This window comes from Candidatus Liberibacter brunswickensis, assembly GCF_036858155.1.
GTDB classification, from domain to species: domain Bacteria; phylum Pseudomonadota; class Alphaproteobacteria; order Rhizobiales; family Rhizobiaceae; genus Liberibacter; species Liberibacter brunswickensis.
This window is the reverse complement of record NZ_JAAEJX010000004.1, coordinates 62,984-88,634: the sequence shown is the minus strand read 5'-3', so window position 1 is coordinate 88,634 and position 25,651 is coordinate 62,984. Positions and strand designations below refer to the sequence as shown.

The following is a 25,651-nucleotide window of genomic DNA, read 5'->3' as shown; positions in this document are numbered from 1 at the left end:
CAAGCATCAATGAATGCACTTCAATTCAGTATGTGGCTTGGATCAAAAGCACGAAAAGCAGGTATTAAGAAATCAGCTCATGGAGTTCGTAAATTCTCTGCGACTATTTCAGCAGAAAATGGAGCAACTACTCATGAATTGATGGCCACTTATGGCTGGAAATCAGTAGCACAAGCAGAAACTTATACTAAAGGAGCAGATCGTATCCGTCTAGGAATCAAAAATTCAAGGCTTATTTCTGAAGCTATAGAATCTAATAAGCCCGAACCCAACAAGAAAGGTAAGGGTCGGGGGTGATAAAATGACGTTAAATCATACAGTTAGATGATATTAACTAATATATTTCTAATATTAGTATTTTAATATATTTTTTTTAATTTCTTTGTAGAATTTATACAAACTTGATATTCTTGTAAAATAATATCTAAAATCCTTCATAATAAAACGAAAAATAAATACTCAATCATTATCTTACATATCATGAGAACTTTTAAGGAGAATAATAGAAATGATTAGATCATTCCTATCTACATTAAATGATATAGTACTCATAAGAATAATATTGATAAGCATTATAGGAATAATTATTTGTTTTTTAACGATTCAACACGTCGGAGGATACTCTCCCTGTAATCTTTGCATTCAAGAACAGAGGATTTATTACTTTGGATTTCTTGTTGCTATAGCAATAAATATATCTAATAATAGTCGCAATTATAACATAAATTTTTACCTGATAGCAGTTCTTTGTTTGCTCATGATTTGCAATATAATTATTAGCGTAATTCACATAGGGATTGAGTGGAAAATATGGGAAGATACACTGATTTGCACTGATAGTTCTAAAATTGAATCAATAACCAACACAACAGATTTGCTTACACAAATAGGGGAAGAAAGTATCCCATCCTGTAGTAAAGTAAACATACGAATTTTAGAGTTATCCTTAGTATGGTGGAATATAATTTCAAGCTTTTTTATATTATCTATCACTAGCATAGCAATGCTAAAATCATTTCAAAAAAAATGATACTTATAAATCATTTTCTTTTCCGCCAATAATATATCATCGTAGAAGCGTTTAGCTCTGCACCAAGGATAAAAAATACACCTAACATATAAAGAAAAACTAAACACGTCATAATAGAAGCCAATCCTGCATACATTGCAGAATAAGTAGAAAAAGCAATAATGTAGTGTGTAAATAAAACAGCTCCTATTACCCAACTTATCCATGTAAAAATCACTCCAGGCAAAATATTCCTAATCTTACTCTTTGCTGCAGGTAAAAAAAGATGGACTAAAATAAGCCCAAAAAATAAAGCCAACATCGTAGCATATATTCTACCATTCCAAATTATTAACAAAAGATTTCCCACCGAAGGGAAAAATTTTTTAACATATTCTAATGCTAAGGGTATTACCACAAAAAAAAAACTCATTGTAATCAGTGCGATAGATGCGAAAAAAACATATACAAGACTTATCATTCTAGTTATATACCAAGATCTCATTTCAACCACACGATATGCTCGATTGAGAGAAATTCGCAACGCCTCAACACCATTAGAAGAAAAACATGCAGCAGCCAAAGCCGAAATTGTAAATAATCCCTTGCCTGGAACTGATAATACCTGCAAAATTTCGTTCGTAATAGGTTTTGAAATCACTTCAGGCCACGTACCAAAAACAACATAGATAACAGTTGGTACGAATTGATGTGCTCCTAAAAAACCAGCCAAGTTTGCACAGAAAACTATAAATGGGAATACAGACAATAGTGCTGAAAGCGAAATGTGACTAGCCATAGCCCAGCCATCTTCTTCTATAAAATGTTCAAAAGCATCATAAAAAATATTAAAGACGATGCCAAAGCATTCTCGCATTTAAGCGCTCCATTCATTAGCATAAAAAATTATAAAATCCATACACAAGAATTTGTTATTCTATAACTCATATTTTAAAATACTACTCTTTAAATTATTAAAGAAACATTCTGCAATTTTACTTGCAAAGATCTATTCATACATTACTTTACTTAAACATCAACTTTCACTAAAATGCAAAGCAAGATAAAGGAAAAAATAATTAACTTTTCATAAAAATCAATATTATTACCTTAAAAACATATGTTTGCTATAAAAGAAAATAAGAAGCGACCCAGTTTACAAATAGATTATGATGATAACATATTACAAATGGAAATTAATAGAAAATTAATCGCAATGGAAACTACATATGAAAATACTCGTCCCTATTAAAGGAGTTATGGATTACAACGCGAAAGTAAATATAACACCTGATGGATCTGGCATTGAAAAAGAAGATGTAAAAATTTCAATGAACCCTTTTGACGAAACCGCATTAGAAGAATCATTGCAATTAAAAGAAAAAGGAATAGCAAATGAGGTGGTAGTCGTTTCAATAGGATCTTATAAAGTGGAAAAGGTTCTTAGAGATGCTTTAGCTATGGGAGCAGATCGAGGTATTTTGATTGAAAGCAATGAAGTTCTTGAATCATTATCGGTAGCCAAAATTTTACACGAAATAGTAAAACAGGAAAACCCTAAAATAGTCATTGCTGGAAAAAAAAGCACCGACAATGAATCAGGCCAAACAGGACAAATGTTAGCAGCATTAATAGGATGGCCACAAGCAACTTTCGTTTCTAAAATAGATGTTTCTAATAATCATGCAATAGTTACACGTGAAATAGACTTTGGAACTATAACTTTAGAGATACCTCTACCAGCAATTATTACTGTAGATCTAAATCTTAACGAGCCTCGTTATATATCTCTATCAAATATCATTAAAATGCGAAAAAAAAATCTTGAAAAGAAAAAAATTTCTGATTTTGCAATTGATTTGACACCCCGTCTAAAAATTCTTAAATTTGAAGAGAAACAAATAGAAAGAAAAAATCAAAGGCTACATTCTACCACAGAATTGATTTCAATATTAAAGAGTAAAAATGGACTATTATGACATGCCCGCGCTTTTATTGGCAGATTATAATCTAGATGATTTATCAGAACAAACCGCAAGAATTGTAACAGCAGCCCATAATATTAGTCGTGATATTCATGTATTAGTAATAGGAAATAATGTTACTAAAGTTGCACAACAAGCAGCGCAAATTCAAGGTGTTACTAAAGTTATTGTCGCGCAGCACAATGTTTTTCAACATAAGCTTACCAATCCTATCAGCAATCTTATGATTTCCATTGCACAAGATTACAGAACAATAATAGCCTCAGCTAATGCAATTGGGAGGGACGTATTACCTCGTGTTGCTGCAATGTTAGATGTTATGCAAATATCTGAAGTTATTGAAATTATAACACCTAAAATTTTTAAAAGAACCTTACATTCAGGAAATATTATTCAAACAGTTGAAACAAAAGATATCCGTAAAGTTATAACGATCAGGACGATATCCTTTTCCCCCGCTCCAAAAACAAAAAAAACCGCCTGCATCCAAAAAATTTCTTCTGGAATTCTAGAAAAATATATTACTAACACACGCTTTATCAACGAAGATTCTTCTTCTAAACCAATTAATATCTCCTCTGCAAAAATTATAATATCAGGAGGAAAATCTTTCGGGTCTAAGGAAAATTTTCATAAATTACTTATTCCATTAGCGAAAAAAATAGGAGCAGCCGTGGGAGCTACACGTGATGCAGTAAATGCAGGTTTTGCTCCTAACAACTGGCAAATTGGACAAACTGGGGTTACGGTATCTCCAGATCTTTATATTGCAGCAGGAATATCAGGTGCTATTCAACATACATCCGGCATGAAAGATTCTAAAGTGATTATATCAATAAATACAGATGAAAATGCCCCTATTTTCAAAATTTCTGATTATTTTATTGTTGGAGATATTTTTAAAATTTTACCAGAAATAGAAAAAAATATGTAGTGTTGGTGAAAAAGGTATAAGGTTTGTAAAAATTGATTCACTAACGTAATTCGCCTAAATGGAGATCCTAATATTGTTGAGCGAAAAAGAAAAATCAAGTAAAATCAATAAAATGTGGGGAGGAAGATTTTCTAATAGTCCTAGCTGGATTATGGAAAAAATAAATGTCTCTATCGAATTTGACAAGAAACTTTTTGAGCAAGATATACGAGGATCTGAAGTGCATACCAGCATGTTAGAAAAACAAGGTATAATATCTTCAGAAGAATCTAAAAAAATAATAGACGGACTGAAATTAATTCGATCTGAAATTGTTAATGGCTCATTCGTATTCTCACGTGAACTCGAAGATATTCATATGAATATTGAGGAAAGATTAACATCTTTGATTGGATCTGTTGCAGGCAAGATGCATACTGCACGATCAAGAAATGATCAAGTAGCTTTAGATTTAAGATTGTGGATCAAAGAAAAAACTATTGAAATCACAAATGATTTAACAAGGCTTTTAAAAGTACTTGTGAATAAAGCAGAAAAAAATCATGATACTATTATGCCAGGATTTACTCATTTACAGACAGCACAACCCGTAACTTTTGGACATCATTGTATGGCATACGTAGAAATGTTTGGTCGAGATATTTCAAGATTTCTTGATTCTATTAAACGACTCGATGAATGCCCATTAGGAGCGGCAGCTTTAGCTGGCACAAGTTTTCCTATAGATCGTCACTTTACAGCTAAAGAACTTGGCTTTAGAGAGCCAACCCGCAATTCTATTGATAGTGTTTCAGATCGTGATTTTATATTAGAATGCCTTTCACATTCTGCTATATGCGCTATGCATATGTCACGTTTGGCAGAAGAAATGATTATTTGGTCAACACCACAGTTTAATTTTATCAGATTTTCAGATGCTTTTTCTACTGGATCTTCCATCATGCCACAAAAAAGGAATCCAGACGGAGCAGAATTAGTACGTGCTAAAACGGGACGAATTAATGGAGCTTTATTATCTCTATTAACAGTAATGAAAGGACTACCATTAGCTTATTCTAAGGATATGCAAGAAGATAAAGAACCAGTTTTTGATGCATTAGAAACATTACAAATTACAATATTAGCTATAAGCGCTATGATTGAAGATCTAACCATAAACAAGGATCGCTTACACGAAGCTGCTTCTATAAATAATTCTACTGCAACAGATCTTGCAGATTGGTTAGTAAGTCATGCGGGATTACCTTTTCGAGAAGCTCATTGTATCACAGGAAGAATTGTCTCTTTAGCAGAAAAGAACCAATGCGAACTTGCAGAGCTACCCTTAGAAATGCTAGAACAAGTTAGTCCTATTATTACATCAGATGTATATAATGTACTAACAGTTGAGTCATCAATATCGGTTCGTAAAAGTTTTGGAGGAACTTCTCCCACAGAAGTTATGAGACAAATTTATTATTGGAAAGATAAAATTACAAATATACATAAAAATGTTTGAAATATGAAATAATACGAACTATAAATTACCTATGGATGGCTATATGCAATTTACATTATTAAGATTCGGTGTTTTGTGCACTTATATTATTTTAAGTACTACATATAACAGCTGTGGCCGTAAAAGCGATCCTACAGCTCCAATAGTAAATCATAATTCACATAGGATGTGAATCCATGAATTTTTTTACATACTATAAGGGATCGTTATATGCAGAAAATGTTTCAATAAAAAATATTGCTCATACTGTTCAAACACCTTTCTATTGTTATTCTACAGCTACTATAAAAGAAAAATATCTTATATTTTCTAATGCTCTAAAAAACATGGATACGATGATTTGCTATGCCTTAAAAGCAAATTCTAATCAAGCTGTAATTAAAACTCTCGTTCAATTAGGAGCTGGACTAGATATAGTGTCCGAAGGTGAGTTACAACGCGCATTAAATGCTTCATCTCCAGCAGATAGAATAGTTTTTTCAGGAGTTGGAAAAACAACTGCTGAAATGGACTTAGCACTAAATGCAGGAATATACTGTTTTAATGTTGAATCAGAATCTGAATTGATAACTTTGAATCAAAGAGCTGTATCTTTAGGGAAAAAAGCTTCTATTGCATTGCGGGTCAACCCAGATATAAATTCAAATACTCATCGAAAAATATCCACTGGGAAAAAAGATGATAAATTTGGCATACCTATTAATCAAATACACCACCTTTATGATTATGCAAAGAATCTTCCAGGAATCAAAATATCTGGAATAGATATGCATATAGGAAGTCAAATAGATCAAATTGAATCTTTCTGTAAATCTTTTAAATTATTACGCGATCTCACAAAACAACTCCGATCTACTGGACATAATATCCAACATATAGATGTCGGAGGTGGATTAGGAATTTCTTATAATAGCAATTATTGTACTCCTTCTCCTTATGATTATTCATCTATTATCCAGCAATATTTAGGAGATTTAAATTGTAAAATTATCTTAGAGCCAGGAAGGTTTTTAGTTGCAGATTCAGGAATATTAGTCACCAAGGTAATTAGTATAAAAAATAATGCCGATAAAAACTTTATCATCTTAGATGTTGCCATGAATGACTTTATGCGACCTACTCTTTATGATGCTTACCATGAGATTAAGCATATTGTTAATCCAGAAGAAGGACGCCTACATATTAAAGCTGATATGGTAGGACCAATATGTGAAACGGGAGATTTTGTAGCATTGAATCGTACAATTGCGTTACCTAAACCAGGAGATCTATTGTACATTGAGAAAACTGGTGCTTATGGAGCAGTTCAATCTGGAACATATAACTCAAGACTATTGATTCCTGAAGTGATGGTAAAAGATTCTCAATTTCACATCATACGCCCTCGTATGAATTATAAAGAATTAATAGAGAGAGATTCCATTCCGAAATGGCTAGAATAATAAATATTATAATTATTCATAATAAAAGAAATACTTGCTTAAAATGAAGATAATCTATAAAATTCAAAGGATATTTATGATATCCGTTAGAGTGTTTTATTTATTACATAAAAAATATTACCTATAATACAAAGGTTGATGTAAATTAATAATTAAACGTTGTGTAAAAATTATATATAAAAGATATCGTAATAGTATATGCAATTTAGTAAAAATAATTAGATCAAACAAAAGATCTTACTAAATTTTCTACTAAAAGACTCCAACCATCAATTAAAACAAAAAAAATAATTTTCAATGGCAAGGATACAGAAGTAGGAGGTAACATCATCATTCCCATAGCCATAATAATGGTAGCAACAATCATATCAATAACTAAAAATGGCAAAATAATCAGAAAACCAATTTCAAAACTACGTCGAAGTTCTGAAATCATAAAAGAAGGAATCAAGATTCTATATTCAATATGATCATTTTGTGTAATATCAGTATTTTTATTTAAACTATTTGCCATACCCATAAAAAGGGATAAATCTTTCTCTCTAGTATTGTTTTTCATAAATACCCAAAAAGGTTCAGCAATAAGCTTAATTGCTTTTGTTTCATTAATTTGATTATTCATTAAAGGCTGTATACCCATTTCCATTGAACGATCTAAAGTTGGAGACATCACATAAAAAGTCATAAACAGTGCAAGGCTAATTATCACAAGGTTAGGAGGGACAGAACCCATTCCCATCCCTGTTCTAAGTATAGAAAAAACAATAATAAATCTTGGAAAACAGGTAACCATAATTAGGAGAATCGGAATTATTGATAAAATAGTAAATAATCCAAAAGTCCTAATAATCCAGGTAGAAACAGATAAATTGGAAGGGATATCAATAATATTATGTAAAGACGATTTAGCAAACACTGATTCTGGCGCAATTAAAAATAATCCAAAAAAAAAGTATCTAATCATGCGACTATAAATGTCCTGAGTATAATATTTGATATAAAACCATTTGAACGTAATTTTACAAGTTCTTTAATATCTTCCTTAAAATATTGAAAACCTTGAGGGCCAGTTATCTGGTTAATAGAAAGAGAGCGTACATAAGCCATTATATCTTGATGCAAAGTTTCTACAAAAAACTCATCTGGAATATCATTACACATCAATGAAAGATCCAATCTTATCCAGTTTTTAGGTGATGAATCAAAATTAGTTATAATTGGTTGAAGTGTAATTATTTGTTTCTTTTTTAAAGGAAATGTATTATTTACATGAAGGAAACGTGCACCATTATTATAAAAATTATTGAGCATTAATCTCAGAGGATTTTCTTTTCCCTTATCAGGAACAAGAATAAAAATTATAATTCCACCCAACCAACCACAAAATATTCCAATAAAAGTAAACACTACAAACCATTTAAAGGAAAAGTTATGAGATTGATTGTTAATAATGTATTGAGAGTGTACATCATCATGTGACATATATCAAAAATCCTTGTAATTGTTTGAATCTAAAGAGGTGAAAATTTCTCAAATAACTTATGTCCTATAGGAGGCTGTAATAATTCCGTATTACGACCACTCCCACCATAAGAAATCCTAGCTTCAGCAATCTTATCATAAGATACGCTATTATGAGCATCTACATCTTGAGGTCTTACTATTCCTGTTATATTTAGGCTTCTCATTTCGTCGTTGACACGTACTTCTTGCGAGCCACTAATTACAAGATTTCCATTTTCTAATATTTCTATAACGATAGCTGCTATTAAAAGATTTAATTTCTCTGCTCTACTAATAGAGCCTTTTCCTGAAGAAGAGCTATCACCATCATAATTGAGATTACCACCTATTTCAGGTGATTTTTTCCCAAAAAGAGAGAAACCTCCTGAGAATTTTCTATTCAAAGAATTATTCCTAGTACGCCCTGTTTGGTTATCAAAAACAGCTTGGTCATCGATTCTTATATCCACTGTTAAAATATCACCTACATTAAGAGCTCGCGAATCTTTAAAAAGTGTAGAATTAGAATCTCTCCATAAAGAATAACTTTTCTTAACTAATCGGGGATTTTTAAAAGCAATGCCAGGAAGAATATGATTATTCCTATTTAAAGATGATCCCATTGGAGTCATTTGCGGGATACTAGTAATTTCAGAAATACCTCGACAACTAAATAATAAAAAGGAGCTGTATAAAATAACAAAATAATAACGATACATCATGTAGATCTTTTTGATTTTTTAAATTTAAGCATATTAGCTACAATATTAGTAATTATGGTTGCTGACTTAGCATTCATTTTAGACATAATAGAACTAGACTGACGAGGAGAAAGACGCATAAGTATGTGGGAAGATATATCAGGATCTATCTGCTCTAACTGAAGAGCGGCAGATTCGGAATCCATTTTTTTGTAAATATCTAAAATATTCTTATTATATGAACTAATAAAACTCTCATATTTTTTAAACCACATATCATATTCGTTTTTACGATTTTCTAATAAGACTATGTTTTTCTCTATATCCTTTTTTAAATCTTCTAATACTTTTTTCTTAAATAAATAATCACGTTCTCGTATTAAATCTATGATATTAGTACAATATTGCCGAATATCTTTATCGACAATAGACGAATCTCCATAACTATGTTGAGTAATCCCGTGTACGAAAAAGAATAGTAACAACAAAAAATTCGGTAATATATACCGCTTTTTATAATAATAAATAATCGCTAAAATTATCATTGAATTATAATTTCCGATTGAAGAGCACCCGCTGCTTTAATACCTTGAAGAATAGAAATAATACCATCTGTCTTTAATCCTATACTATTCATACCTGATATGAGACTATTCAGATCAGGAGCATCAACTACAGAAAAAGTCCCTCTTGTACTAGATACATTAAGATTAGTATTATCCTGTATTGTAGTTACTCCATTAGTAAAAGCATTTGGTTGAACTACCTGTTGATTTTCAGTAATTTGAACCGTTAAATTACCATAACTAACTATAACCTTAGAAATTCTTACATTCTCTCCTATCACAATGGTACCGGTTCGTTCATTTATAATTACCTTAGCAGATGTGTCTGTATTGACAGTAAGCATTTCAACTTCTGACATTAATCTAGTCAAATCAATATTATCAGGCTTAGAGACTTTAACCGTACGTGCATCATGTGCTTCTGCTATTGGTTTACTAAAACGATTTAACGAGTAAGAATTTATATTATCAGCGATACGTATTGCAGTAGAAAAATCTGGATTACGTAACTGCAAAATAAGATTCGAAGAATCCTTAAATTTTTTTGGCAACTCTCTCTCAACAATTGCACCATTTACAATTTTCCCACCTGTAGATATACCTTCTGAAAAAGAAGAATGTTGTCCTTTAACGAACATACCAGATACAATTACCGCTCCTTGTGCTACTGCATAAATATTACCATCAGCACCCAAAAGAGATGTCATCACTAATATTCCACCACGCAAAGAAGTTGCATCTCCTAATGAATTGATTGACACGTCAATCCGACTTCCAGGACTAGCAAAAGGAGGCAAATTAGCCGTCACCATAACTGCAGCTATATTTTTAGACCCTAACTTCCCCCCTTGAATGGATATACCAAGATTTTGCAACAATGAACGCATAGATTGCTCTGTAAAAGGGGAAGAACGCAAACTATCACCAGTTCCTTGAAGCCCTACGACAAGACCATACCCAATTAATTGATTATCTCTACCTGATTGTAAGGAAACAATATCTTTTATACGAGATACAACTTGCACTGCTGATACAGTGTTCGATAAAACAAGATAAAAAACCAAGAAAGATATACGATAAATCATTTTACTACAATACGAACTGTATTAGAATCTTCTGCACTTCCGGAAACTATTACTCCAGTATCAATATTTTTAACGGATAAAACATCGCCAGAACTCGCATCTGAAAGAGCAATACCAAAGGTAGATATTGTCATATTACCTTTGGTGAAAATAATACGAACTTTAGCTCCACGGGAAATAATATAAGGACGATGCAATGCCGAAAGAGGTATTACATGATCTGGAAACAAAGTACGCTTCGTGACAAATCCAACTATATCTTTAATATAATTAGCATAATTACCTCTAATATTTGAATTTAAAACTTCCACTTCTTTTAGTAGAGACTCTTTTAATACTTCTCCCGCATTAATAACTACAGAAGGAACAACAGTTTGATTTATTTCCTTGGATAACACGCTGTTAAAACAAAGCATATAGAGAGAAAAAACAGATAATAATCTCACGCAATAACATGCCATGCTTAGTCTCCAAATAGTTATCTCATCTTAGTAACCAAAGCAGACATCTCATCAGCAGCTTCTATTACTTTAGAATTCATCTCATAAGCACGTTGGGCAGATATCATTTCAGAAATCTCCTTCACGGCATCAACATTAGATGATTCCAAATAACCTTGTTTAATATGCGCAAAACCTATGTCATCAGGATTAGATATAACTGGATCTCCTGATACAGACGTTTTTGCTAAAAGATTATCCCCAACATTACGAAGACCTGCTTCATTAACAAAATTAGCAATAAGTATTTGTCCTATAAGTTGAAAATCATGGTCACTTCCCATTAAAGCCAAAACTTGACCTGATCTAGAAACTTTAATTTCTCCAGCTCCTTCAGGTATTATGATTCCTGGTATTAGAGTGTTACCATCAGGAGTAACCAATTGTCCTTTTTGATCTCTATTAAAAGATCCTGCTCGAGTATACATAATAGTTTTATCGGGGGTTTCCACTTGAAACCAGCCTCTCCCAAACAATGCAAGATCTAGATTATTCCCAGTATTAACCAATTCTCCCTGAGTATAGACATTGCGTACAGCTGAGATATGAACTCCACTTCCTATATTAATACCTTCTGGAAGCAAAGCTTTATCTGCGGACTGACTAGGAGAACCTGCCATTTTTTCTGCCTGATAAAGAAAATCAGCGAACTCCGCACGCGCTCTCTTATAACCTGTAGTGTTAATGTTAGCTATATTATTGGCTATAATTTCAAGATTAGTCTGTTGTGCAGACATACCAGCTGCTGCTATCGTGAACGCTTTCATTATCGTAGTTCCTTAGTTATTATATTTGCATTTTAGACACTTCTAAAACAGCAGAAACAATTTTATCCCGCAAAGCTATTGACATATTTAAAGTTCGCTCGGCTTGCATAATACAATCTACTGCTTCTCTCATAGATGTTTGACCTTGCAATGCTGAAAGAGAAGCATCTTCTGCTTTTTCGATATCTCCAATGGCTCTTCCAGCCATATCTTGTAATAAAGAAGAAAAACTTATAGAATAATTATCATCTTCTTCACCTACACTTCGTAAAGAATAAGACTGCATATCAACGGAATCTGTATTAGGAATAAAATTATTTATTCCTTGAATTTGTTCAATCATAATTAGTCTCTCAAAAGCTCTAATGTTGTAGTCATCATATCACGCGACTGCTTTATTGTCTGAAGATTAGCCATATACAAACGATTGGTTTCTCTCATATCTGCAGTTTCAATGAGTATATTAACATTAGGATATTTTACAGTACCACTGGCATTTGCAGCAGGATGTCCAGGATCAAATTCCTCTATAAAATCAGATTTATCTACACCTATTTTCTTTACACGAACACCACCAACACCATTCATTACTGATTCAAAAGAAATAGTTTTACGTCTATATGGATCAGAGCCAGAAACGCTACTAGTAGTACGAGCATTGGCAATATTTTCAGATATAACTTGCATTCTCGATGACTGAGCAGCTAACCCAGAATTTGCAATCTGAGAAGAAATAACCAAGTAATCCATCACCTTATCCCTTTATCACATGCATCATCATATAATTGATTTTCTTCACCAACTTTGCATTAAGATCATACTCATGCTTAATATGTCCAGATTTATACAATTCATTAGTTATTCCCACTGTATTTCCAGACACTTGTATTCCTATCGTCTGATCTAATGGAGCTTGAATAGCACGCGTATTCCAACTCGATTCTCCAGAATTAGAATATTCTAAATGAGATTTATGCGTTCTAGCCATCATCGTATTTTGGTTGAGTATAGTTTTAAAAGAACCTAAATCTTTAGCACGATAATTTGGAGTGCTAGCATTAGCTATATTTTCTGATACAATTTTTTGTCTTTCAGATAACCAACTTGCATGTTGCGATGCAACTTGAAAAAATGTAATCGGTTGCATGAATATCAATCCCCATAATCTTCTTAATGCAATGTTTACATCTACAATCTTGTGTGGAACTGAAAAAAATATTTATACATTAAGAAAAATAAGGCACTTTAAATTATATCTTAATAGATATAAAAAGTACCAAAAATAAATACTATTTTCGATTACTTATAAATTTTAGTTATAATGGAATACTCTTTCTGATATGAAAATATAAATTTTCAAAAATATTATGATTAAATAAATGTTTTTTTATAATTTAATTGAAAAATAATATATTGAAATCACTGCAATATACTTCATAACCATATCTTGTTTTCTTAATTACTATAATTAGATTACAACTGTAATTTTTTTGATATTTCCAGGAAAACATCTCCTACATGTAAATCAGATGGAGATTGTTTTAAAAATTCATAAATAATAGGCGTTTGATGAACAGCTTTATCAAGAATAGGATCAACTCCAGCACGATAACCACCTATCATTCTAATGGATCGAGTCTGTTCAAATTTATTGATAGTACTTATTAAAAAAGAAACTAATTTTTTCTCATCATCACTCCATGCCTTATGAGAAAGACGAGAAATAGACGCAAGAGGATCGACAGGTGGATAACGCCCTTCTTCCGCCAGAGAACGATCTAAAACAATATGTCCATCTATAATGCTGCGAACAGCATCAGCTATAGGATCATTATGATCATCTCCATCTACCAGCACCGAGATAATAGCTGTAATATTACCTTTTCCTTTTTCACTAGGACCAACACGCTCTAAAAGACGTGGTAATTCAGAGAATACTGAAGTAGGATATCCTCGTGTAACAGGTAATTCCCCAGCATTAATAGCAATTTCTCGTATAGAATGTGCAAATCTTGTAATACTATCCAATATTAGTAATACATTATCACCTTTAGAACAAAAATATTCTGCAATAGTAATAGCTGTTAACGGTGCCATTTTACGAATGATTGGACTTTCATCACTTGTTGCCACTACTACAACTGATTTTTTTAAATTTTCCCCAAGACAATCTTCGATAAATTCACGTACTTCACGACCACGTTCTCCAACCAAAGATATAATAACTTTATCAAAACAACTAGATTTTGCGAACATTGATAACAAAGTTGACTTGCCTATTCCCGAACCAGCAAAAATACCAATACGCTGTCCGTAACAAAGAGGAGTAAATATATCAATAACACGTATCCCCGTTTTAAAACCTTTTTCAACTCGTTGACGATTCATAGCAGGTGTAATTTTTGAAATAATCTCCATATTCAAATCACCTTTTTTTAATGTATTATATCCATCAATAGGTTTTCCTAATGCATTTATAACACGTCCACACCAACATTCACTAGGAGCAATGAGGAAAGGCCCTTGATAAAAAACCAAATCTCCTAAACTGATTGGTTCTCTTGTCTCTATGGGACAAATATAAACAACATCAAAATCAATACGTATAACCTGACCTAAATTACCAGAATATTTACCTCTATGAAAAACGAAATCCCCTAAACAAACGTATTTAGATAAACCTACAACCGTATAATAAACAGGCATTATACTATTCACATAACCACCTTGGATAACTAAATTATTAGAATAGTACTCAGCTAATTGTACCAAATTTGCCAGATTGTTATGCATATTTCTTGATAATCTTTTAAAATATATAAAAGTTACAATGATAGAATCTTTATAGCTTCTATCATAGATTTCTCACTATCATCAATTAATGTAGTAATAGAATTAAACTTCTGTGTTAAATGAATCATTTGACCCATCTCATACATTGCATTAGCATTAGAATCTTCTAAAAAACCTCGTTTAACCTTTACTTCAGAAAAATCTGTAATAGGCATAGGAGAAACATTTGGTGATATACCACTATTCTCACGACGAACAAAACCTTTAGATATATCACAAGAATAGAGCCCTATATTAGCAATCACTTTACCTTTTTGAGAAATATCTCCTGTATCCCCTACTTCAAATTCTTCATCTTTTTTAGGTATTTGAATCGGGATACTTTCCATATCAAGAATAGGATATTTCCCACTTGCAGAAACTAATAATCCAGAATCTGTAATCTTAAAACGACCATCTCGAGTTAAAATAATTCCACTAGGACTCTCCAAAGCAAACCAAGCATCTCCTTCTATAGCAAAATCTAGTTTTTCTCCAGTACTATTTAAAGATCCATATTGTTTTGAAATATATTCACTTCCTTGTGAAACAAAAGAAATTTTTTGATCAATATTATTTTTAATAGCACTTATGACTTCAGAAAATTTAACTTTGGTTGTACGAAATCCTTTGGTATCTGTATTAGAAATATTACTCGCCACAGTGGAAAGTCTCTTTTCTAAAGCAAGCTGTGCAGATAAACCAATATTAAAAGATGTCTGCATTCATTCATACCCCTAATCATTTCAATCTTTTATAGGGAGTATACTTTAAAGACTTGTGCAAGACTGTAAGATCACAAAATAATATATTCACTCATAATAGCTTCACACAAGTCTAATTCCATAACTTTCCAACATTATCAGGTAAAATCCAAATTTGAGTTATTATTACATGAATACATCTATAGGGTTATTTATAACATTTTTATGTATTATAGGTGGATTTTATGCTATGGGCGGGAATCTATATATTCTAGTTCAGCCATTTGAAATAATAATTGTGGCAGGAGCTGGCTTTGGAGGTTTTATCATGGCAAATCCCATAAAAGTAGTTAAGGATTCAGGAGCGTCCGTATTAGAAACATTTGGATATAACACTATTAAGCAAAACACCTACTGTGATATACTAAAATTACTATATCTATTAATGTATAATTTAAAAAAAGGATCTCTCAACGAAGTTGAAAAACATATAGACAACCCTTATCAATCAACAATATTCAATTCTATACCTACAGCTCTAGAGAATAATGAATTAACGATTTTCATTTGTGATTATGTGAGGATGATAATCATTGGAAATGCTAGAAGCTACGAAATTGAAAATTTAATGGACGAAGAAATTGATGTAATATTATATGAAAAGTTGAGACCTTATCATGCAATTTCCAACATGAGCGAATCCTTCCCTGCCATTGGAATAATAGGAGCTATATTGGGAATTATTAAGGCTATGGGAAACTTATCACATTCACCAAAAATATTGGGAGCAGCAATCGGAGTATCATTAACGGGTACACTTTTAGGAATTTTGATTTCATATTCTTTGTGCAATCCTATTAGTATAAAGATCAAGTCCATAAAATTAAAAAAACATAGATTGTATATAATAGTAAAGAAAACACTCATTGCTTATATGAACGGAGCTATGCCTCAAGTAGCAATAGAATATGGAAGAAAAGTCTTACCTTTATCTGAAAGACCCTCCATAGAAATGGTTGAGCAGGAAGTTCTGCAATATAGCAATGATAAGAAAGCATCTTAAAAACATGCGCGGAAAATCCACAAACAAAAACACATCTCCGTTACATCCGATATTACTAGCTCGCCTGACAGGTAAGTTAGGAGATAAAAAAACTATTGAAAAAATATCATCCAACTTAGGACAAACGTATACTAAACTTCTACCGAAAATATTCAAAGAAAAAATGGATATTAATATAGATGTATCTTACGTTAATTGTAATTCAGGAAAATTTTCTCAAATAATAAATTCATTTAAAGAAAACTTTATTTTTTATATAGCATCTCTACGTGGATGGTCATCCAATTTTTTCATTGGTTGTAGCAATAATCTTATAATTACACTTCTCGAATATCTACTAGAGGCACCTTTAGAAAAAACACACTCACATAATCGTCCTTTATCAGCTGTTGAAAAAAAATTAGCAAAAAGGATTATAATCCAAATATCTAATGTTCTTAGCCAATGTATATCAACATCTCAAAATAATTTTACTAATATATATGAATTTTATGACATTGATTTCTTGAAGAGGAATACAAATAAATTATCTACCGAATTTATTACAGCAATAAATATGAATATGAATATATCAAATATCGCATCATCGTTTGCACTAATTGTGCCTCAAGCAACATTATTAAAAACAATACTAATACCTTTGTCTTCACAAGGTAAATCAGAAAATAAATTGGAAGATTTAAATGACTCAATTATAAGTAAAACATATCCCTTAAAATTGAATATTGATACTCGTATCAATCTCAAGAAAAACACATTGAGAGATGTTTTTGAACTAAAAGTAGGACAAATAATACCTTTTTTAAATAGAGATAAAACGTGCGCTATTTTAAGTGCAAATGGAAAAGGAATTTATTCTTGTGAATTAGGTCGTATTGGGCAAAATTATACAATCCGCATAAAAAATAGGATAAGTTTTGATCAAGAAATTTTTGAAAATCTCTTGATTAAAAAATAAAAAATAATTTTTTATAAATTTCAATTGTAAGGTAAATTAATGCAAATAAATAGTCCTTCACCAGAAACTGTTATATCTTCCTCAACTGATAACAGTGAAACTCTCATTCAAACAGATGATAATAATAATATATCAGAACAAATATCATCTGGTTCAAATAATATACTTGAAAAATCTACAAATAATTTTGATTTGATCATGAATATTCCCGTCAATATTCAAATTATATTAGGATCATGCGATATGCAAATTTCTGATCTCATCAATTTATCTCAAGGAGATATAATTGAACTCGATAAACGCGTGGGAGAATTTATAGACATTACAGTAAACAATCAAAGAATTGCAAAAGGTGAAATAACAATTATGGAAGATGATGATATGCAATTTGGAGTCAGAATAATAGAAATTACTAATTACAAATAAAAAATTTATTTTAACATAATATTTTCATGTCAATCATAACTTAATCAAAAGGTGTATTGGTCTTGAATAAAACAGAAAATACATTATCTTTTAGAAATATTTACAAAAAAATTTCAAATATTTCTCTCACACAAAAAGACAAAGCCACTGCTATTCTTTTAGCAATGGAAAAAAAAGTTTCTGGGAAACTTTTAAGACATTTTACGCATGACGAATTAAAAGAAATAGTTGCTTCAGCAAAATTATTACCAGAAATATCACCAGAAGAACTAGAAGATATAATTGATGAATTTGAATCTCAGTTCATTACAGGAATTGGACTTACAGACAATTCTAAAAATATAGAAAGTATTTTAGAAGAAGGCTTGGAACAAAATGAACTAGATCAATTACTCAATAAATCAGGTGAATTTAAAAAAAATGACAATAATAATATATGGAATCGTTTGAAAGAAATAGATCCTGCTAATATTGCTGATTTTTTATCAAAAGAACATCCTCAAACAACCGCTTATATACTATCTATGATGCCATCATCAATCGGAGCTAATGTTTTACTGCGATTTCCAAATAATATACATGCTGATATTATAAAACGTACCGTTAATTTGCAAAAAATAAATCCTTATATGAAAGAAACTATAGAAAAATGCATCATAGATATGCTATCTAAAGTGGAATCCCAAATGAATACATCTGGATCAGAAAAAGTAGCCAATCTTATTAATGAACTTGATAAACCTCAAGTTGATATACTTCTCAACTCCCTACAAAAAGTAAGCAAAGATGCTTTCGACAAAGTACGCCCTAAAGTATTCCTCTTTGAAGATCTAGACACATTATCTTCTAAAGATCTATCTCGTGTATTGAATAATATATCACTTGAAGTACTAGGAAAAGCTCTACATGGCATGGCTATAGAAAATCAAGACAAAATACTTCAATGCATTAGTAATCGTCAACGCAAAATAATAGAAGAAAACATTTCATTAAACGATTCTCCAATATCCTCACGGGAAGTTGCATTAGCTCGTCGCTCTATAGTACAAGAAGCAATTTCTCTTTCAAAAACAAATAAAATAGAGTTACGAAAAACTATAGATAACAATAATACATAGTTTCATAAAACAATTTTAAAATACCAAAAGGGGATATATGTGTCTGAGAATGATACTTCTGATAATAAAACAGAAGCACCATCTTCTAAAAAAATTGAAGATGCACGAAACCAAGGCAATGCTCCTATTTCACGCGAATCATATTTATTTTCCTCAATACTATCTTGCTTAATTTATTTATTATTTTTTTTTATCCCAGGGGTCTATAGCCTAACACACGACCTATATATTGTACTTACAAGCGCCACAAAACGAAAATTAGATGATATATCCTATCTTGTTCCTCTTTTAGTAAATTTATATTTGAGTGCTAGTATATTGGTAATACCTGGACTACTGCTTTTAATGACATTTGGAATTGGATCATACCTATTACAAAGAATACCAGTTATTAACCTAAATCACATCAAACCATCCTTAAAAAGAATATCCTTACGTGAAGGAATAAAAAGAATTTACAGCGTCAATAATTTGGTAAACTTTATAAAATCAATTGCGAAAATAATACTTATAGGAACTATTGTTGCAATTTATCTAAAAGAAAATTATTTCACAATGCTGGATTCTATAACTTCTAATCCCCAGTTAATATTATATAACAGTTTTTTTACAATACGTAAAATACTTATCATAATACTAATATTCATAGCTATATTAACAATATTAGATATAGGGTGGACTTACTACCAATGGTATATAAAACTCAAAATGTCTAAACAAGAAATAAAAGATGAAATGAAACAATCATATGGTAATCCTATGATTAAAAGCCGTCAACAATCCATAGCACGCTCTAGAATACGACATAAGATGATAGAGGCTACATCTAGAGCAACACTCATAATAACTAACCCAACACATTATGCCTTAGCATTAAGATACATAAAAACAGAAAATGACGCACCTATTCTAGTAGCTAAAGGACAAAATTTAATTGCCTATAAAATACGTAAAATAGCATTAGAAAACAAAATTCCTATTTTTGAAGATCCCTTACTAGCAAGATCTTTGTTTAGACAAGTACCTATAAACAGCACTATACCACCAGTATTTTACAAAGCAGTTGCACAATTAATTCATAAAATATACTACAAAAAAAACTAATATATGTTTTCCAATACTTAACTTATCAAACAAATCAACTAATGTATCCAAAACGAATAGCTTTGGCAATTGCTTGAATACGATTAACGGCATCTAACTTAACTGTTGCTGATCCAAGATATGCATTAACTGTGTGTATCGATAAGCATAATTTCTCGGCAATCTCTTCACTGGTATAACCATCTCCTGCTAACTGTAGACAAGAAGTTTCTCGTTCTGTAAGATTTCTAGCAGCAGAAGAACGTTTTTTAAAAAGTGCTAAAAAATCCATAATTACTTGATAACAAGCTCCATGTGATTCAACAATAATTTCGTTAGCAAGCATCAAACATTCTGCAGTAAAAACAACATACCCATTCTTATGAAATCCGAGACGAACAGGAAAAGCAATTCCTGCGAATGGCAAGAGCTCCTGATCTAATTTTACTGACAACTGTCCTGATGATTCAATAACAGCCTCTTCCTTTATATTCATACTATGCCATATTATTGGCAAAAGCCCTGAATTAAAGTGAAATAAAAAATCATCTCCATACGTTTCCATCAAAATACTTGGAAAATCTCCACTTTCCGAATCATAATTATGCAATTCGCATACAAGTTGTTGACGTCTTGGAAAATCTAAAGCACAATTGATCGTATATAGAGCAAAATTTCTTGCTTTTATTTTATTTTGGATTAAACTTAGTCTTGCGGATAATTCCAACAGACTAAAAGATTTTTTTTCTGTAAGTGTATTTTCGGACAAGTTTCTTACCTCAAAATTATTTAATTACTTCTTATAAATTAACTTAAACAATGTTGTTACGAACGGCATATGCGATCGCTCCAGATCTCGTTTTTGTAGCTGTTTTACGCATGATACTAGCAATATAGTTGTTGACAGTATTTCGGGATATTCCAAGTATAACAGCTATTTCATCACTAGTTTTTCCTTCTGAAATCCAGGTCAAACATTCGACTTCACGTCCCGTTAATTCTAAATCTTTACTTAAATTTACATCATAATTTTTAAAAATATTGGCTTGATAAGCAGCAAGTAGACCTATTTCCCATAAACGATCTTGTAGAATGATATACCCTTTAGGGAATAATAACATCAATCCAATACGTATACGAGCTACATCAAATGTAAGAGCACAATAACGTTTATCCATCCCAGCAGGAAGATCTACATTTTCTGGAAGAGTATGAAAAACAGGACAAAATAATTCTGTTGGCCGTTGTACAATATTATAGTATTTATCTTTTTCACTTAATGCCATGGATCGAACTAAATCAAATGGCCAATCAGAACTAACTACAGAATCTAGTTTCTGCTCTTGGAAAAGATCCCATCGAACTAATAAAAAATGACTCGCCCCTACATATTCAGTAAGAGCATACATTCTCATTGTCCACGAAACAGTACAATCCAAAGGAATCATACGTTCCAATAAATCACTGCGTGTTGGAAGATGCGATATCACAGATGTTAGCTTCTCATCTTCTCTGTTTAAAACAATATTAAACTGCTGCATTTCAAAATTCATGATGCAAACTACCTTCAAGGATATGCCATTTCAAAATCAATCAAAATTAAATTGATTGACCGCATGTTTCAAATGAGGAAAATGAAGATTTTTTCTATCTTGTATAAAAATTCCACTTATTGAATAAAGTATAAAAAATTAGAAAGAAATTGAATTATAAAAAATAGTATTTTCAAATATAAAAAAATATTTATAATTATAATAATCTTTTTAAAAGAGTTATTAAAGAGTAATAAAAAAATTGTTATAAAATGACACAATAAATAATCAATCCTTACCATAGTATTTGCTATTAAAACAGAGTTTCTAACTAATATATTGAGCATATCTACCATCTATTTCAGATCTAGCCCATTTTCGCAGAATTTTAGCGAATCTTTCTTCATTAATTTCCACCATATGCACAAGACGACGATCTGAATTTTGGCTAACATGACTATTAATCCTAGATTGCAAATTATTACTATATGAAAAAATATCACTGCTATCAGCAGAATCTAAGGATATACCGTTAAGTCCTTGTTCAACCTTAGCAGGAATAATAGGAGTATTCAAAATGGGTTTTATACCAGTATCATCTTCGTTTACATCATTAGTATTATTAAATTTACGTAATACATGTATCCCTAAAAAAGTCATAATTAATAAGATCACTATAAACACTAAAGAATTTATAATCATCGAAAAATGACTAGATAAAATATCAATAAAACTCACCTGATTAACACTAGGATTTAATAACTGATCGCCTAAAAAATCCATTGATGTAACAGTAATAGTATCACCACGTTTTGAACTAACTCCTGAAGCAGCAGAGACTATCCGATTTATATCGGACAAATAATCATTAATCTTGTTCTGATCAACTGACTCACCCATCATTTCTATAATACGCGATTTATTAACTACAACAGCAATTGATAAACGTTCTAATTTGTAGTTATTGTGCGTTGTAAAAATACTTTTTGTATTAATTTCATAATTACTTTGTTCTTCCTTTTTATCATTATTTTCTAAAGAACGAGGTAATGGTACCTTTTCGTCAGGAATATGAGGGATATTTTGCTCAACAGTAACGGCAGATTCTTGTTGACTAGTTTCTGATCTTTGCGAGTCTTTAGATAAACGAACAGAACGTTCTACCCTAGAATCAGGATCATAAACTGTTTCTTTAATTTGCTGTACATCAGTATTTACCTCAGCTACTACTGTTGATCGAAAATTATCTATTCCTAAAAAAGACGCTAAAGCTTTATTAATATTAATTTCAATCTCATTCTGAACAGCTTGCACTATACTTAGAGATTTTCCAAAAGTATTTCTATCTACTTCATTGGAACCCAACAATTTACCCATAGTGTCGATAACTATAACATCACCAATATCAAGACCTGGAACAGCAGCAGAAACAAGGTGCTTAATTGCTTCAGCTGATTTATAAACAGATGAATTAACAGCTCTAATCATAACTGAAGCTGTTGGCTTAATTCCAATCTTCCTAAAACTTCCTATGTCAGGCATAACAATATGTACACGCGCAGATATAATTCCAGAAATAGATTGAATAGTACGAGCAATTTCCCCTTCAAGAGCTCTTAATCGTGTAATCTCCTGCATAAATGACGTTAAACCAAAAGAATTTACTTTGTCGAAAAGTTCATAGCCAGAATTACTAGAACCATTTGGCAATCCTTTATCTGCAAGATGAATACGTGCCTTACTAATCATATGAGATGGAACTAAAATACTAGAACCATTTTCAGAAATTCGAAAATCTATATTAGCATCTGTCAAAGCAATAGATATTCTATTGACATCGGCAAGTTCTAATTTCACATAAAGACTATCATAATGTTGATTACTTACAAAAAAACTTCCCACTACTAATAATATTATGGAAACAAGTATTGTCGAAGCCAATATTAATAGACGCGTACGTCCTAAAGACTTTATACTTTTTAAAAACTGAAATAATTGATCTATAATAGCCACTTTTTTCCCACTGAATACAATGGTATACACCTACATCTGGAGCCTATTTATATAAGCTTGTGCGAAAGTTGCATTTTAATAAAAGATTCTATTTTAGAAAGATTTTAATGTGTTTTTAGTAAGACAAATTTTTATATTAAAACTATCACTTAACAACGAATGTTTTATTGTCATAATATAAATTAACTAGTATAATAGACTTCAAGTTAGGTAGGTTAATGTATTGTTTTATTTGTTATAAAGAGTAGATTCAAATTTTGTACATGAAAAAAATCAATAATATAGCAATTCAAATGGATCATATCTCAACAATTAATGTAGAGAAAGATTCAACATTTGCAATAGCGTTAGAAGCACAAAAACGCGGATATCAGATATTTCATTATACACCAGATAAACTTTACATGCGTGACAATAAAATTTACGCGAATGCACAATTGCTTTCATTATATGAAGAAAATAAACAACATTACTCCCTCGGAGAAGAAAAAAGTATTGATCTCTCGCAAGTGGACGCAATACTAATACGTCAAGATCCTCCATTCAATATGCATTATATTACTAGCACGTATCTTTTAGAAAAAATAAATTCTAAAACACTAATAGTAAATAATCCTTTTTGGATACGAAATTCTCCCGAAAAAATTTTCGTAACTGAGTTTTCTGAATTTATGCCTCCCACGCTCATTTCTAGAGATACTACTCAAATAAATAAATTTTACTTAGAAATGAAAGATATTATTATCAAACCCCTATATGGTAACGGTGGAACAGGAGTATTCCGAATGACTTTAGGAGATCGAAACTTCTCTTCTTTAATAGAAATGCTATTCGAAAAGTACCATGAACCACTTATTGCACAAGCTTATTTACCCCAAGTAAGGAAAGGAGATAAACGTATTCTTCTTTTAGACGGAAAACCCGTAGGTGCTATTAATCGCATACCTTCTGAAGGTGATAACCGCTCTAATATTCATACTGGAGGTAAAATAAAATTAGTACAACTAACGCAGACAGATAAAGATATTTGTAACCGTATCGGGGATAGTTTACGTAAACGAGGACTTTTCTTTACTGGAATTGATATAATAGGCAATTATATAACAGAAATTAACATCACTTCACCAACTTGCATACGTGAAATACATCAAAACGGTGGAGACAACATATCTTCACTATTCTGGGATGGAATTGAAAAAAATTATAACCAACCCAGGATAGTTTCATAAAATTATAAAATTTAGATTTGATAAAATTAATCTCTGCATAAAAAGATATTTTATATAAGATCCCATTATTTTTAAAGAAATTCTTAATTCTTTTTTAACAAATCACGAATTTCAGTTAATAATAGCACTTCTGGAAGAACAACATTATCAGCATCTTTTTTCTTAACTATATTATTCACGAATTTTATAACAATAAAAACCACTATTGCCAAAATAAAGAAGTTAATAATTACACTAATAAAACTTCCATAAGCCAGTACAGCTCCTTGTTTACGTGCTTCATCTATAAGAGGCGATTTAATAGCAGAGCTTAATGGGAAAAAATAATTAGAAAAATCAGTACCGCTCCCCATAACAAAACCTATAATAGGCATCATAAGATCTTCAACAATAGATTGAACAACACGATTAAAGGCCCCTCCAACTATAATACCAACGGATAAATCTATCATGTTACCACGGGCAATAAACTTCTTAAATTCTTTTATTATAGGAATATCTCGGAACATTTGTAATCCTTTCTACATAATTCTATTAATTTACCCTCTCACCTTCTCTAAAACATCTAATGGTTTATAATACGCATAAAATTTTAATTTTTTACTAATAATAAAATTTACTAAAAAAATTAATATAAATTATTATAAATATAAAAAGAGATAATATATCTCATATACATAATTAAAAGTTTTTAGAATAATAT

At 31.1% G+C, this 25,651-nt stretch carries 28 protein-coding genes and 1 pseudogene; 12 read left to right on the top strand and 17 right to left on the bottom strand.

Translation table 11 applies throughout. From position 1 onward, the window contains the following. Together GY664_RS01840 and GY664_RS01835 are read left to right on the top strand one after the other, a co-directional pair. Positions 1 to 297, top strand: a pseudogene (locus tag GY664_RS01840) (hypothetical protein); the annotation flags it as partial. 211 nt (positions 298 to 508) lie between these two features. Beyond that, the gene (locus GY664_RS01835) at positions 509 to 1,030 is read left to right on the top strand and encodes a disulfide bond formation protein B (RefSeq protein ID WP_333947757.1); all 522 of its coding nucleotides are present in this window, start codon (positions 509 to 511) and stop codon (positions 1,028 to 1,030) included. Between the two features lie 10 nt (positions 1,031 to 1,040). Here the strand turns inward: GY664_RS01835 and GY664_RS01830 are convergent, their stop codons facing one another. Continuing rightward, positions 1,041 to 1,886: a YihY/virulence factor BrkB family protein gene (locus tag GY664_RS01830; protein ID WP_333947756.1), complete on the bottom strand. Its 846-nt coding sequence runs from the start codon at positions 1,884 to 1,886 to the stop codon at positions 1,041 to 1,043. Positions 1,887 to 2,238: 352 nt separating this feature from the next. On the opposite strand from GY664_RS01830, the gene GY664_RS01825 reads away from it, so the two are divergent. The 4 genes from GY664_RS01825 (at position 2,239) to lysA (ending at position 6,868) form a co-directional block, all read left to right on the top strand. Further along, on the top strand, positions 2,239 to 2,988 hold the full coding sequence (locus GY664_RS01825) for an electron transfer flavoprotein subunit beta/FixA family protein (RefSeq protein WP_333947755.1): 750 nt from the start codon (positions 2,239 to 2,241) through the stop codon (positions 2,986 to 2,988). Position 2,989: 1 nt separating this feature from the next. Next, the gene (locus tag GY664_RS01820) at positions 2,990 to 3,928 is read left to right on the top strand and encodes an electron transfer flavoprotein subunit alpha/FixB family protein (protein WP_333947754.1); all 939 of its coding nucleotides are present in this window, start codon (positions 2,990 to 2,992) and stop codon (positions 3,926 to 3,928) included. A 76-nt stretch (positions 3,929 to 4,004) separates the two neighbouring features. After that, positions 4,005 to 5,426 (top strand): argininosuccinate lyase, encoded by a 1,422-nt coding sequence (argH, locus tag GY664_RS01815; RefSeq protein WP_333947753.1) that lies wholly within the window; start codon positions 4,005 to 4,007, stop codon positions 5,424 to 5,426. Positions 5,427 to 5,602: 176 nt separating this feature from the next. Then, positions 5,603 to 6,868 (top strand): diaminopimelate decarboxylase, encoded by a 1,266-nt coding sequence (gene lysA, locus GY664_RS01810; RefSeq protein ID WP_333947752.1) that lies wholly within the window; start codon positions 5,603 to 5,605, stop codon positions 6,866 to 6,868. 223 nt (positions 6,869 to 7,091) lie between these two features. Here the strand turns inward: lysA and fliP are convergent, their stop codons facing one another. The 12 genes from fliP to flgF form a co-directional block, all read right to left on the bottom strand. Further along, positions 7,092 to 7,832, bottom strand: coding sequence for a flagellar type III secretion system pore protein FliP (fliP, locus tag GY664_RS01805; RefSeq protein ID WP_333947751.1), 741 nt, complete (start codon positions 7,830 to 7,832; stop codon positions 7,092 to 7,094). After that, positions 7,829 to 8,350 (bottom strand): flagellar basal body-associated FliL family protein, encoded by a 522-nt coding sequence (locus GY664_RS01800; protein WP_333947750.1) that lies wholly within the window; start codon positions 8,348 to 8,350, stop codon positions 7,829 to 7,831. Before GY664_RS01800 ends, fliP begins: the two co-directional genes overlap by 4 nt. 29 nt (positions 8,351 to 8,379) lie before the next feature. Beyond that, the gene (locus GY664_RS01795) at positions 8,380 to 9,090 is read right to left on the bottom strand and encodes a flagellar basal body L-ring protein FlgH (protein ID WP_333947749.1); all 711 of its coding nucleotides are present in this window, start codon (positions 9,088 to 9,090) and stop codon (positions 8,380 to 8,382) included. Then, entirely contained in the window at positions 9,090 to 9,557 is a 468-nt protein-coding gene (locus GY664_RS01790) for a MotE family protein (protein WP_333947748.1), read from the bottom strand. Before GY664_RS01790 ends, GY664_RS01795 begins: the two co-directional genes overlap by 1 nt. Before the next feature lie 56 nt (positions 9,558 to 9,613). Next, on the bottom strand, positions 9,614 to 10,723 hold the full coding sequence (locus tag GY664_RS01785) for a flagellar basal body P-ring protein FlgI (RefSeq protein ID WP_333947747.1): 1,110 nt from the start codon (positions 10,721 to 10,723) through the stop codon (positions 9,614 to 9,616). Then, positions 10,720 to 11,184: a flagellar basal body P-ring formation chaperone FlgA gene (gene flgA, locus GY664_RS01780; RefSeq protein ID WP_333947746.1), complete on the bottom strand. Its 465-nt coding sequence runs from the start codon at positions 11,182 to 11,184 to the stop codon at positions 10,720 to 10,722. Before flgA ends, GY664_RS01785 begins: the two co-directional genes overlap by 4 nt. A gap of 17 nt (positions 11,185 to 11,201) precedes the next feature. Continuing rightward, positions 11,202 to 11,990: a flagellar basal-body rod protein FlgG gene (flgG, locus tag GY664_RS01775; protein ID WP_333947745.1), complete on the bottom strand. Its 789-nt coding sequence runs from the start codon at positions 11,988 to 11,990 to the stop codon at positions 11,202 to 11,204. A gap of 19 nt (positions 11,991 to 12,009) precedes the next feature. Then, the gene (locus GY664_RS01770) at positions 12,010 to 12,336 is read right to left on the bottom strand and encodes a flagellar hook-basal body complex protein FliE (protein WP_408612117.1); all 327 of its coding nucleotides are present in this window, start codon (positions 12,334 to 12,336) and stop codon (positions 12,010 to 12,012) included. Continuing rightward, positions 12,336 to 12,740 carry a flagellar basal body rod protein FlgC gene (gene flgC / locus GY664_RS01765; RefSeq protein ID WP_333947743.1) on the bottom strand — a complete coding sequence of 135 codons (405 nt, stop codon included), beginning with the start codon at positions 12,738 to 12,740 and terminating at the stop codon, positions 12,336 to 12,338. Before flgC ends, GY664_RS01770 begins: the two co-directional genes overlap by 1 nt. A gap of 4 nt (positions 12,741 to 12,744) precedes the next feature. Then, entirely contained in the window at positions 12,745 to 13,137 is a 393-nt protein-coding gene (gene flgB, locus GY664_RS01760; RefSeq protein ID WP_333947742.1) for a flagellar basal body rod protein FlgB, read from the bottom strand. A gap of 326 nt (positions 13,138 to 13,463) precedes the next feature. Then, complete coding sequence (locus GY664_RS01755; RefSeq protein ID WP_333947741.1) at positions 13,464 to 14,783, bottom strand: flagellar protein export ATPase FliI; 1,320 nt, start codon at positions 14,781 to 14,783, stop codon at positions 13,464 to 13,466. Positions 14,784 to 14,815: 32 nt separating this feature from the next. Then, the gene (gene flgF / locus GY664_RS01750) at positions 14,816 to 15,547 is read right to left on the bottom strand and encodes a flagellar basal-body rod protein FlgF (RefSeq protein ID WP_333947740.1); all 732 of its coding nucleotides are present in this window, start codon (positions 15,545 to 15,547) and stop codon (positions 14,816 to 14,818) included. 169 nt (positions 15,548 to 15,716) lie between these two features. Between flgF and motA the strand changes: the two genes are divergently transcribed. The 5 genes from motA (at position 15,717) to flhB (ending at position 20,195) form a co-directional block, all read left to right on the top strand. After that, positions 15,717 to 16,589, top strand: coding sequence for a flagellar motor stator protein MotA (motA, locus tag GY664_RS01745; RefSeq protein WP_333947760.1), 873 nt, complete (start codon positions 15,717 to 15,719; stop codon positions 16,587 to 16,589). Next, positions 16,570 to 17,547, top strand: a complete 978-nt coding sequence (locus GY664_RS01740) for a FliM/FliN family flagellar motor switch protein (protein WP_333947739.1) — start codon at positions 16,570 to 16,572, stop codon at positions 17,545 to 17,547. Before motA ends, GY664_RS01740 begins: the two co-directional genes overlap by 20 nt. Positions 17,548 to 17,586: 39 nt before the next feature. Then, positions 17,587 to 17,973, top strand: a complete 387-nt coding sequence (fliN, locus tag GY664_RS01735; protein WP_333947738.1) for a flagellar motor switch protein FliN — start codon at positions 17,587 to 17,589, stop codon at positions 17,971 to 17,973. Positions 17,974 to 18,035: 62 nt separating this feature from the next. Then, entirely contained in the window at positions 18,036 to 19,091 is a 1,056-nt protein-coding gene (locus GY664_RS01730; RefSeq protein WP_333947737.1) for a flagellar motor switch protein FliG, read from the top strand. Between the two features lie 39 nt (positions 19,092 to 19,130). After that, positions 19,131 to 20,195, top strand: coding sequence for a flagellar type III secretion system protein FlhB (flhB, locus tag GY664_RS01725; protein ID WP_333947736.1), 1,065 nt, complete (start codon positions 19,131 to 19,133; stop codon positions 20,193 to 20,195). A gap of 34 nt (positions 20,196 to 20,229) precedes the next feature. Here flhB and GY664_RS01720 read toward each other — a convergent pair whose 3' ends face one another. The 3 genes from GY664_RS01720 to fliF form a co-directional block, all read right to left on the bottom strand. Beyond that, on the bottom strand, positions 20,230 to 20,943 hold the full coding sequence (locus GY664_RS01720; RefSeq protein ID WP_333947735.1) for a helix-turn-helix transcriptional regulator: 714 nt from the start codon (positions 20,941 to 20,943) through the stop codon (positions 20,230 to 20,232). Between the two features lie 43 nt (positions 20,944 to 20,986). Beyond that, positions 20,987 to 21,727: a transcriptional regulator VisN gene (gene visN / locus GY664_RS01715; protein WP_333947734.1), complete on the bottom strand. Its 741-nt coding sequence runs from the start codon at positions 21,725 to 21,727 to the stop codon at positions 20,987 to 20,989. 306 nt (positions 21,728 to 22,033) lie between these two features. Beyond that, the gene (fliF, locus tag GY664_RS01710; protein ID WP_333947733.1) at positions 22,034 to 23,719 is read right to left on the bottom strand and encodes a flagellar basal-body MS-ring/collar protein FliF; all 1,686 of its coding nucleotides are present in this window, start codon (positions 23,717 to 23,719) and stop codon (positions 22,034 to 22,036) included. A 263-nt stretch (positions 23,720 to 23,982) separates the two neighbouring features. Here fliF and gshB point away from each other — a divergent pair, with 263 nt between their 5' ends. Then, the gene (gene gshB / locus GY664_RS01705; RefSeq protein ID WP_333947759.1) at positions 23,983 to 24,948 is read left to right on the top strand and encodes a glutathione synthase; all 966 of its coding nucleotides are present in this window, start codon (positions 23,983 to 23,985) and stop codon (positions 24,946 to 24,948) included. Positions 24,949 to 25,031: 83 nt separating this feature from the next. Here gshB and mscL read toward each other — a convergent pair whose 3' ends face one another. Further along, positions 25,032 to 25,439, bottom strand: a complete 408-nt coding sequence (mscL, locus tag GY664_RS01700) for a large conductance mechanosensitive channel protein MscL (protein ID WP_408612116.1) — start codon at positions 25,437 to 25,439, stop codon at positions 25,032 to 25,034. Positions 25,440 to 25,651 lie beyond the last annotated feature (212 nt).

Bases quoted from the DNA above. Each gene is read 5' to 3' on its own strand.
- GY664_RS01835 (WP_333947757.1), top strand. From the start codon at position 509: ATGATTAGATCATTCCTATCTACATTAAATGATATAGTACTCATAAGA.
- GY664_RS01830 (WP_333947756.1), bottom strand. From the start codon at position 1,886: ATGCGAGAATGCTTTGGCATCGTCTTTAATATTTTTTATGATGCTTTT.
- GY664_RS01825 (WP_333947755.1), top strand. From the start codon at position 2,239: ATGAAAATACTCGTCCCTATTAAAGGAGTTATGGATTACAACGCGAAA.
- GY664_RS01820 (WP_333947754.1), top strand. From the start codon at position 2,990: ATGCCCGCGCTTTTATTGGCAGATTATAATCTAGATGATTTATCAGAA.
- lysA (WP_333947752.1), top strand. From the start codon at position 5,603: ATGAATTTTTTTACATACTATAAGGGATCGTTATATGCAGAAAATGTT.
- fliP (WP_333947751.1), bottom strand. From the start codon at position 7,832: ATGATTAGATACTTTTTTTTTGGATTATTTTTAATTGCGCCAGAATCA.
- GY664_RS01800 (WP_333947750.1), bottom strand. From the start codon at position 8,350: ATGTCACATGATGATGTACACTCTCAATACATTATTAACAATCAATCT.
- GY664_RS01795 (WP_333947749.1), bottom strand. From the start codon at position 9,090: ATGTATCGTTATTATTTTGTTATTTTATACAGCTCCTTTTTATTATTT.
- GY664_RS01785 (WP_333947747.1), bottom strand. From the start codon at position 10,723: ATGATTTATCGTATATCTTTCTTGGTTTTTTATCTTGTTTTATCGAAC.
- flgA (WP_333947746.1), bottom strand. From the start codon at position 11,184: ATGGCATGTTATTGCGTGAGATTATTATCTGTTTTTTCTCTCTATATG.
- flgG (WP_333947745.1), bottom strand. From the start codon at position 11,990: ATGAAAGCGTTCACGATAGCAGCAGCTGGTATGTCTGCACAACAGACT.
- flgC (WP_333947743.1), bottom strand. From the start codon at position 12,740: ATGGATTACTTGGTTATTTCTTCTCAGATTGCAAATTCTGGGTTAGCT.
- flgB (WP_333947742.1), bottom strand. From the start codon at position 13,137: ATGCAACCGATTACATTTTTTCAAGTTGCATCGCAACATGCAAGTTGG.
- GY664_RS01755 (WP_333947741.1), bottom strand. From the start codon at position 14,783: ATGCATAACAATCTGGCAAATTTGGTACAATTAGCTGAGTACTATTCT.
- flgF (WP_333947740.1), bottom strand. From the start codon at position 15,547: ATGCAGACATCTTTTAATATTGGTTTATCTGCACAGCTTGCTTTAGAA.
- motA (WP_333947760.1), top strand. From the start codon at position 15,717: ATGAATACATCTATAGGGTTATTTATAACATTTTTATGTATTATAGGT.
- GY664_RS01740 (WP_333947739.1), top strand. From the start codon at position 16,570: ATGATAAGAAAGCATCTTAAAAACATGCGCGGAAAATCCACAAACAAA.
- fliN (WP_333947738.1), top strand. From the start codon at position 17,587: ATGCAAATAAATAGTCCTTCACCAGAAACTGTTATATCTTCCTCAACT.
- visN (WP_333947734.1), bottom strand. From the start codon at position 21,727: ATGAATTTTGAAATGCAGCAGTTTAATATTGTTTTAAACAGAGAAGAT.
- gshB (WP_333947759.1), top strand. From the start codon at position 23,983: ATGAAAAAAATCAATAATATAGCAATTCAAATGGATCATATCTCAACA.